Annotated in this window: 1 protein-coding gene and 1 pseudogene; both read left to right on the top strand. The window is 61.1% G+C overall.

What is annotated here, in order from left to right; all coding sequences use genetic code 11:
* Positions 1-604: pseudogene (locus VZ95_RS25440) on the top strand (ABC transporter ATP-binding protein); the annotation flags it as partial.
* Positions 605-712: 108 nt separating this feature from the next.
* Positions 713-2,199, top strand: a 1,487-nt coding sequence (locus VZ95_RS09715; RefSeq protein ID WP_052711653.1) for a peroxidase family protein, incomplete at its 3' end; no start/stop codon positions are given.

Here is a 2,199-nt window from a genome sequence, read left to right as displayed (position 1 = left end):
TGAATGGGTCAGCGTCGGCGATTCCCATTTCATCGAGCGCGCCACCGAGAGGCTGGAAAGCTTTGTCGGCAAATCCAGTATTCTCGTGCTGGCCTCCCACTCGGAAGACCTCATCCGCAAGGTCTGTAACCGCGCCGTTCTAATGAGCCAGGGCAATATTCTGAACGACGGCAGCGTCGCAGATGTCTACCATCAGTATCACGTGATGGGGCCGCAGCCGTTCTTCAATGCGCAGGAATATCTGCGCCTGAACCCGGATGTGAAAGCCGCCGTTGAAGGCGGGCAGCTTTCGGCCTGGGACCATTTTCTACTCTATGGCATTCGCGAAGACCGGCCCATCGGGCGCGGGCTGCACTTGGGCTTTTTTGCCAACGACGCCCTGTTTCAAGAGCCGCTCGCCCGCAACGATGTGGCGGCTTCGGCCAAACGGTTGATCTCGGTCGCGCCGTTCTTGGAGCCCGTGCACCTGCCGGAAAACTGGCGTATGTCGAAGAACACGCCGATTCCGCTGGATTTCGTACCGCCGGAGGGGGTGTTTCTGCGCTTGCCGCCGGGGGTTGAGGTGCCGGAGGGCACTGTCTTGCCCGCGCACTTCAAGCTTTAAGAAGGCGCGCTTTCGGCCTCTCCACAATCTCTCCAAACTCTCTGCAAACTGGCTCCATTAACCAAAGTTACCGTCTCCCCATTCGATGATCCCACGATGGAGACGAGTATGGACCGCCGCCGCTTTCTGAAATCCGCCCTGTTCACGGGTACGGCGTTGACCGCCGCCCATCTAGTGCCGAACGTTGCTCGGGCCGCAATGGGCAATGCCACCCCGACCGGCTTCCAACGCCTGTTCCCCACGCTTAGCCCGGCAGTTTTCAGCACCGAAGACCTGCTGCGCCTTGCCGAAGGCGACGGCAAAGACCTAAGCGGCATGACCGCCCAACCGGAGGTTTTGGAAAATGCTGACGGTACTGCGCGCCGCAATAAGGAAGGCCATCTGCTCATCACCGCCACTGCGGAGGATGAACAAGACGATGAAGAAAATTTCGGTATCCCGTCGGGTTACACCTATCTTGGTCAGTTCATTGACCATGATCTGACGCTGAACCCGAATAACGCCTTTGGGGCCGACGTGAATACCCCGCGCGATCCCAACCTGCGCACGGCCTGGTTCGATCTCGATAGCCTGTACGGGCGCGGCCCCGCCGATCAACCTTACCTGTTCGCCGCCGATGGAAGGACGCTACTGACCGGGCGCAAGCTGACCGAAGCGGGGGCGCCGTCTAACTGCACGGACCTGCCGCGCGTCAATGGCCGCGCCGTGATCGGCGACAAGCGCAATGACGAGAATGTCATCGTCAGTCAATTGCACTCGGCCTTTGTGGCTTTTCACAATCAGGTGGCGCGGGAGCGCACCCATCTAGCCTTCCCCGATCTCGCCCGGGAAGTCGCCTGGCATTATCAGTGGATCGTGCTGACCGACTTCCTCCCCCGCATCGTCGGCCCCAAAATGATGCAGATGCTGCTACCCGATTTCGGCACCCAGGATCTCGCGGGCAGCGGGCGGGCCAACCGCAGCTTCACGCAAGGCCTGCGCCCTGGTGAAATGCCGCTGGAGTTTGCGGGTGCCGCCTACCGCTTCGGCCATTCGATGATCCGCCCGGCCTATCGCATCAATAGCCGCCTGAAACCGAGCGCGCAGGAAAAGAAGGAAAACCCGGCCCTCGCCGGACGCCGCCTGATCTTCGCCGCCTCACAAACCGCCGGGCTCAACGGCTTCCGTGAATATCCCCAGGAATGGGCGATTGACTGGTCGCTGTATTTCGAAACAACCGAGCGCAAGCTGACCTTCGACCGCATCAAGGACGGGCCGACGCGCGTGCAGGCCGCTTATAAATTCGATACCGCCCTGGTGAACCCGCTGGCCTTTCTGCCGGAATTCTCGCAAAGCCGCCCGGACGGTCATTTCGCCCGCGACGGCAATGGTCAGCCGCTGGCCCAGCCGGGAAAAATTTCCAGCCTCGCCTTGCGCAATCTGCTGCGCGGCGTTCAGCAGGGGCTTCCCTCCGGGCAGGCCGTGGCGCGGGCGATGGGGCTCGATCCGCTGTCGGACAAAGACCTGCGCATCGGCAAAGCCACCTGCGAGGATATGGACGAAAACCGCGCGATTACGGCCTATGGCGATAGTTTCAATGGCAATACGCCGCTCTG

The organism is Elstera litoralis (assembly GCF_000963705.1).
GTDB classification, from domain to species: domain Bacteria; phylum Pseudomonadota; class Alphaproteobacteria; order Elsterales; family Elsteraceae; genus Elstera; species Elstera litoralis.
Note: the sequence above shows the minus strand (reverse complement) of the source record. Positions and strands in the feature narration are given on the sequence as shown.